Source organism: Neorhizobium sp. P12A (genome assembly GCF_008365395.1).
Classification (GTDB): domain Bacteria; phylum Pseudomonadota; class Alphaproteobacteria; order Rhizobiales; family Rhizobiaceae; genus Rhizobium.
Genome location: NZ_QOVX01000003.1, coordinates 535470 through 542749, shown reverse-complemented (window position 1 = coordinate 542749; position 7280 = coordinate 535470). Strand labels below are relative to the sequence as shown.

The 7280-nt window shown below is 61.9% G+C and carries 6 protein-coding genes; 5 read left to right on the top strand and 1 reads right to left on the bottom strand.

Annotated features, from left to right (window positions below):
* Positions 1-344 precede the first annotated feature (344 nt).
* The 4 genes from DTW90_RS14320 (at position 345) to DTW90_RS14305 (ending at position 5794) form a co-directional block, all read left to right on the top strand.
* A complete protein-coding gene (locus tag DTW90_RS14320; RefSeq protein ID WP_149339108.1) occupies positions 345-1295 on the top strand; it encodes an ornithine cyclodeaminase family protein in 951 nt (316 codons plus the stop codon).
* A gap of 21 nt (positions 1296-1316) precedes the next feature.
* Entirely contained in the window at positions 1317-3782 is a 2466-nt protein-coding gene (gene hrpB, locus DTW90_RS14315) for an ATP-dependent helicase HrpB (RefSeq protein ID WP_149339106.1), read from the top strand.
* Positions 3783-3787: 5 nt separating this feature from the next.
* Positions 3788-5125 (top strand): ActS/PrrB/RegB family redox-sensitive histidine kinase, encoded by a 1338-nt coding sequence (locus DTW90_RS14310; RefSeq protein ID WP_149339139.1) that lies wholly within the window; start codon positions 3788-3790, stop codon positions 5123-5125.
* Positions 5126-5209: 84 nt separating this feature from the next.
* A complete protein-coding gene (locus DTW90_RS14305; RefSeq protein ID WP_132522587.1) occupies positions 5210-5794 on the top strand; it encodes an ActR/PrrA/RegA family redox response regulator transcription factor in 585 nt (194 codons plus the stop codon).
* A gap of 6 nt (positions 5795-5800) precedes the next feature.
* Here the strand turns inward: DTW90_RS14305 and DTW90_RS14300 are convergent, their stop codons facing one another.
* On the bottom strand, positions 5801-6289 hold the full coding sequence (locus tag DTW90_RS14300) for an MmcB family DNA repair protein (RefSeq protein ID WP_149339104.1): 489 nt from the start codon (positions 6287-6289) through the stop codon (positions 5801-5803).
* 184 nt (positions 6290-6473) lie between these two features.
* On the opposite strand from DTW90_RS14300, the gene DTW90_RS14295 reads away from it, so the two are divergent.
* On the top strand, positions 6474-7142 hold the full coding sequence (locus DTW90_RS14295) for a L,D-transpeptidase (protein WP_132522583.1): 669 nt from the start codon (positions 6474-6476) through the stop codon (positions 7140-7142).
* Positions 7143-7280: the final 138 nt, after the last annotated feature.

Below are 7280 nucleotides of genomic sequence, written 5' to 3'. Positions count from 1 at the left end.
GCAATTCGTCGCCAGCAGCGCCGCCGCCCTCGTCAGTGATCGGGCTTATAGACCCTACCCAACGAACTAGTCAACAGCGCCAAACAAAGTTTTTTGACATTTTTGTAACATGCTGTTTTCGTTTATCTTTTTTCTGCACAATCACAAGCGTCCCAGAACTCGCCTCCAAATGGGTAAGAATCCGGGTACCGTTTTCCATCTGATGCGCCGCTCGGTAGGGAGATAGCGTTCGGAGACGCCAATTCAATCCTCGCGCCTCTCCTCCATATTGCGCTGAATGCGGCATTCGCTAGTTTGCGCTGTCGCCGGACATAGGGAAAGAACCGGCATTCTGGAGGCTCGCCATGTTGGTACTCGACCAAGACGCAACCCGATCCGCCCTCGCTTGGCCTCAGCTGATCGACGCGATCGCGGACATGTTTGGAGGCGACTGCGTCATGCCGATCCGCCATCACCATGATGTGGAGGTTCCGGGCGAGCGTTCCGCAACCCTTCTCCTGATGCCTGCCTGGGTGCCTGGCCTATATGCAGGGATCAAGATCGTCTCGGTCTTTCCGGACAATACTACACGTGCACTCCCGGCGATCTTCGGCACCTATCTCTTATGTTCAGGCAAAACGGGTGAGATGCTGGCGGCCATCGACGGCGGTGAGCTGACGGCGCGGCGGACAGCGGCGACTTCTGCGCTCGCGGCCCGTTATCTCGCACATCCCGAGGCGGAAGAGCTTCTTATCTGCGGCACAGGGCGGCTTTCACTTAATATGATGCAGGCGCATGCGCAGGTGCGCCCCCTCAAACGCTTCCTTATCTGGGGCCGCAACGGCGACAGCGCCCTGAGAATGGCCGACGAGGCCCAGGCTCTGGGACTGAATGCGCAGGCCGTCAGCAATCTGGAAGCAGCGGCAGGGAGCGCCGACATCATATCCTGCGTCACACTCTCCAGCGAACCGCTGGTAAAAGGCGCCTGGTTGAAGCCCGGCGCCCATCTCGATCTCGTCGGCGGCTTCAAGCCGGACATGCGCGAGACCGACGATGTAGCGATCGGCCGGGCGACCGTCTTCGTCGATACGCGGGCGGGAGCCGTGAAAGAGGCGGGCGACATCGTCCAGCCGCTGAAGAGCGGTGTGTTGAAGACACATGACATTCGTGCCGAACTACACGATCTGGTAGGGGGTGCTCACTCCGGACGCTCCGGCAGCGAGGAAATCACGCTGTTCAAATCGGTGGGTGCGGCGCTAGAGGATCTGGCAGGCGCCATCATTGCCTATGAACATGTCACCGGTGGGCTGAAATAACAGGTGGACTGAAATAATAGAATGACGATTTCTCTTCCGGAGCTTCCGGTCTCGCATGTCCTGCCCGATATTGCCGAAGCGCTGGCGAGCGCGGGCCGGGCGGTGCTCTCGGCCCCGCCTGGTGCGGGCAAGACAACGCTGGTGCCGCTTCATCTTCTTGGCGCTCCCTGGCGCGGCGACGGCCGGATCATCCTGCTTGAGCCGCGGCGGCTTGCCGCACGGGCGGCAGCGGCGCGGATGGCCTCGCTGCTTGGCGAACAGGTCGGGGACACCGTCGGCTACAGAATGCGCCTCGACAACCGCATTTCGGCCCGGACCCGGATCGAGGTGGTGACGGAAGGCGTGTTTGCGCGGATGATCCTCGACGATCCGGAGCTTGCGGGTGTGGCCGCCGTCATCTTCGATGAGTTTCACGAGCGGTCGCTGGATGCGGATTTCGGGCTGGCCTTGGCGCTCGACGTGCGGTCGGCGCTGCGCGAGGACCTCAGGGTCCTCGTCATGTCGGCGACGCTGGATGTGGAGCGCGTGGCCGCCCTGCTCGATCATCCGCCGGTCATAGAAAGCATGGGCCGCAGCTTTCCGATCGATATCCGCTATCAAGAGCGGCCGGCCGGCGAGCGGATCGAGGATACGGTGACGCGCTCCATCATAGAGGCTCATGCTACGGAGGCGGGTTCCATACTCGCTTTCCTGCCGGGACAGGGTGAAATCACCCGTACGGTGGAGCGGCTGGAAGGCCGTTTCGGTCCTTCGACCACGATCACGCCGCTTTACGGCAATCTCAGCCAGAAGGAACAGGACGCGGCGATCAAGCCTGCGCCGACCGGCTTGCGCAAGATCGTGCTGGCGACCTCGATCGCCGAGACCTCGATCACCATCGATGGCGTCCGCATCGTCATCGATAGCGGCTTGCAGCGGCTTCCTGTTTTCGAGGCTTCGACGGGGATCACGCGGCTGGAGACGGTGCGGGTGTCGCGCGCGTCGGCCGACCAGCGGGCCGGCCGTGCCGGCAGAACCGAGCCGGGCGTTGCCGTCAGGCTCTGGCATCAGGGGCAGACGGCAGCACTGCCGGCGTTCACGCCGCCGCAGATCCTCTCCAGCGATCTTTCGGGACTGGCGCTCGACCTTGCTCATTGGGGCGTTCAGGATCCTGCGACCCTTTCCTTTGTCGATCAGCCGCCGGCGACAACGCTCGGCGAGGCGCGGGCATTGTTGCGCCAGCTCGGTGCGCTCGACGACGACAATATGCTGACGGCCCATGGCCGGCTGATGCGTAACCTCGCTTTACCGCCACGGCTGTCGGCCATGGTCATATCGGCAGCGGAGATCGGCCAGGGGCGTGAGGCGGCGCTGCTTGCGGTTTTGCTGACGGAGCAGGGGCTCGGCGGCCCCAGCGTCGATCTCGAAGACAGGCTGCGGCGCTTCAAATCTGAAAAAGGCGAGCGGGCCGAGGCGTCACGGCGGCTGGCGGGACGGCTGGCGGCTGCGGCGGGAGCGAAGGATCCCGGAGCAGCGGGCGCCGTCACGGCCGGCCAGTTGTTGCTGCATGCCTTCCCGGATCGAATCGCGCTGCAGCGCGGAGGCCGCGGGCGGTTTGTCATGGCTAACGGGCGGGGTGCTGAATTGCCGGAGACGGATCGGCTTTCCGGCTCGACGATGCTCATCATAGCCGACCTGACCGGCCGGGCAGCGCAGGCGCGCATTCTGGCGGCGGCGGAGATTTCCCGCGGCGATGTCGAGGCCTATCTGCCGGGCGCGATCAAGACCGAGGAGCAATGCATCTTCGACAGGGCAAGCCGGCAGGTGCGGGCGCGGCGCGTCACGCGGCTCGGCGCGATCATCTTCGATGAGACGCCTCTGCCCCGGCCCTCGGGCGAAAAGGTTGCGAAGGCGCTGGCCGAGGGCATTGCCGATCTCGGGCTCGACGTCTTGCCCTTCTCCAAGGACGCGACGCAATTGCGGGACCGGATCGGCTTTCTCTATCGGACGATCGGCGAGCCCTGGCCCGACATGGGAGACGAAGCCCTGCTCCAGCGGCTCGACGACTGGTTCGTTCCGTTTCAGGCGGAGGCGCGGGGCCTCTCGGATATTTCGTCCGGTGGGTTGTCAAATGGGCTGATGTCGCTGGTGCCTCACGAGTTGCAGCGCGAATTGAGCAAGCTGGCGCCGACGCATTTCGAAGCGCCCACGGGACAGCGCCATCCGATACAATATGACGGAGAGGAGCCGACACTGACGATCCGCGTTCAGGAGCTCTTTGGGCTGAAGGAACATCCTTCCATCGGCGGCGGACGCCTGCCGCTGCTGCTCGAACTGACCTCCCCGGCGCACCGCCCGATCCAGACAACCCGCGATCTGCCGGGCTTCTGGGCCGGATCCTGGAAGGATGTGCGCGCCGATATGCGGGGGCGCTATCCGAGACATCCCTGGCCGGACGATCCCGCCGGCGCTGTCCCGACGACAAGAGCAAAGCCGCGTGGTACATGATGGACATGCAGTGGCTTCGCAGAGGATTCGGAATTATTACTGAAGCGGACGCAAAGGCGCCGCACGACTACAAGACCAGCCGGAGACTGCGTCTGCAGACGATCGTTCGTCTGCGCTGGCTCGCCGTCGGTGGCCAGACCGTGACGGTTGCGATCGTTGCCTTCTGGCTGAAATTCCCGCTGCCCCTGATGCCGTGCTGCGTGCTGATCGCATGCCTTGCCTGGATCAATTTCTTCCTGACACTGCGCTATCCGGCGACGCACCGGTTGGAACCGCCGGCCGCTTTCGCTCTGCTCGGCCTTGACCTGCTTCAGCTTTGCGGATTGCTGTTCATAACCGGCGGGCTTGCCAATCCCTTCTCGGTGCTCGTCTGCGTGCCCGTCATCATATCCTTCGCCTCGCAGCCGATCCGCTACAGCATGGTGCTGATCGTACTCGCGATGATCTGCATCACGGGACTCGCCTTCTCGCCCTTCCCCCTGCCCTGGTACGGCGGCATCGAGGTGAATGTTCACAGCGTCATGCAGCTCGGCGTCTGGTGCTCGATCGCGTCCACAATGGCATTTGCGGCCTTTTATGCCTATCGCGTGTCGATGGAGGCAGGCCAGCTTGCGGAGGCGCTTGCGGCAACGGAGCTCGTGCTCCAGCGCGAGAAACATCTCTCGCAGCTCGATGGACTTGCGGCAGCCGCGGCCCACGAACTCGGCACGCCGCTTGCGACGATCAGCGTCGTTGCCAAGGAGATGGAGCGGGAACTCAGCCACGACGAGCGCTACCGCGAAGACGTGGCGCTGCTTCGAAGCCAGAGCGAGCGTTGCCGCGACATCCTGCGCCGGCTGACGACGCTGTCCTCCGATGACGAGGCGCATATGCGGCGGCTTACTCTCTCCTCCATGATGGAAGAGATCATCGCGCCGCATCGCGAATTCGGCATCAATCTCGAGATTATCGAGAAAAGCCCCCGTTCCGGCGAGCCGATCCTGAGCCGCAATTCGGGTATCATGTACGGGCTCGGCAATCTCATCGAAAATGCCGTCGATTATGCGCGCAGCAAGGTGACTGTCACGGTCGAGTACAACCCCGAACTGCTAGTCATCGTCATCGAGGACGACGGCAACGGTTATTCGCCGGATGTTCTGACGCGGATAGGCGAACCTTATGTGACCAGCCGGCAGCGCGACGATACGGCAGGCGGGCTCGGCCTTGGTCTCTTCATCGCCAAAACCTTGCTGGAGCGATCAGGCGCGGTGCTCAATTTCGACAACCGCGACCCGGAAACACCGGGGGCAAGAATTCGCATCGAATGGCCGAGAATGTTAGTAGACAGTAATTCGACAAATTGATTTTGGCGGCTTACAACAAGTTCGTTGAAGAGCAGCAATTTATGCAGGCGGAACATGCCGCCGGGATTGTGTAGGATGATTGACATGCATGAAGACACGCAAGCCGCGCCGATATCGGGCGGCAGCGTCGAGGATCACATCGGCCCCGACAAGACATTGCTGATCGTCGATGACGACGGGCCTTTTCTGCGCAGGCTTGCACGCGCCATGGAAACCCGGGGCTTTGTCGTCGAAACCGCCGAATCCGTCGCGGAAGGCGTTATCAAATCCAAGTCGCATCCGCCGAAATATGCCGTGGTTGACCTCAGGCTCGGCGACGGCAACGGCCTCGACGTCATCGAGGCGATCCGCCAGCGCCGCAGCGATACCCGCGTCATCATGCTGACTGGATACGGCAATATTGCAACCGCGGTTACAGCCGTTAAGCTTGGCGCCGTCGACTATCTCTCCAAGCCTGCCGACGCGGACGAAATCTATTCGGCGCTGACGCAGCGGCCTGGCGAAAAGGCGGAAGTACCGGAAAATCCGATGTCGGCCGACCGGGTCCGCTGGGAACATATCCAGCGCGTCTATGAAATGTGCGAGCGCAATGTCTCGGAGACCGCACGCCGGCTCAACATGCACCGCCGCACCCTTCAGCGCATCCTCGCCAAGCGCGCGCCGAAGTAACGACCCTTATTCGATCGGGAATGGTTTGCCGCTGGCCCACTCGGCCATCAGTAGCCGTTGGGCTGCCGCGCGCGAAAAATTCAGCGTGACCGATTTGCGCGTCGCAGGCGGCAGGCGATACTCGGGCGCCTCGCGGATCATGTGAGCGCCATAGCCATCCGACAAGAACAGCCCGCAATCTTCCGGGAAGATATCGAGCGGCACGTCCTTGTGCGTCGCAAAGAACAGCCGGTCGCAATGCAGACGGTATTCGGGCCACTTTCGGTCGACCCGGAAGTCCTCGATCGACGTCTTGATCTCGACAATCCAGATTTCGCCCTTGTCCGACAATGTGATCAGATCAGCGCGGCGGCCACTGGCGAGGGACAGTTCAGGCAACACCGCGTGGCGCATCTCGTGAAGCAATATCTGCGTTCCACGACGTACCATCATCGCCCGATCGGACTGCCGCCCGTCTATTAACGGATTGTTATTGTAAACGTTCAAAATCGTCATGATTTGCGGTCTATTCCGGGCATGTCTTGTTGCAAAAAAGCCATGCGAATCTTAATTGCGCCGATCACGAATATTTGTGGCGCCACTGCGGCTTGCAAAGGCGATTCTAATGGAAAATAAACCTTAGTGAAAGACGTTCGAAGCGTCGCGATATCCTCCCTAAACAAAACCAAAGAGACTGCTCATGCGCCTCCGCAATGCAATGACCGTATTCGGCCTTGTCGCTACGCTCGCCGTGGCCGGCAATTCCGCCATGGCTGCACCACTCAGCTCGGCTGCCGCTTCGGCAGAAACGCTGAAGACCTTCGACAGCGATTATGGCGTCGTCACGGATTCCGGCTTCTCCCTGCCGGCGATCCCGATCCAGAAGGTCAAGCCGGAATTCCGTCGCCAGATCGTGAAGTACGATTCCGATGAAAAGGCCGGCACGATCATCGTCAACACCCGCGAGCGTCATCTCTACTACATCCTCGGCAATGGCGAAGCGATGCGCTACGGCATCGGCGTCGGCAAGCAGGGCTTCGCCTGGTCGGGCACCGCCTACGTTGCCTGGAAGCAGGAATGGCCGAACTGGCACCCGCCGAAGGAAATGGCTGTTCGCCGTCCCGAGATCGCAAAGTTCGTCGACGACGGCATGAACCCGGGCCTCGAAAACCCGCTCGGCGCCCGCGCCATGTATCTCTACAACGACAAGGGCCAGGACACGCTGTTCCGCCTGCACGGCACGCCGGAATGGGCCTCGATCGGCACCGCCGCTTCCTCGGGCTGCATCCGCCTGATCAACCAGGACGTCATCGACCTCTACAGCCGCGTCCTGCCGGGCCGCGAAACCAAGGTCGTCGTGATCCAGTAATTGCTGGACGCCTCTATTGAAAAGGCCGCCAAGAGTGATATCTGGCGGCCTTTATGTTTTTGTGGTGTGACGGGATGGGGATGGCCATCTTTCGTTTTCGCTCAAGGTACGCCTTGCAGCCCCTCATCCGGCTGCCGC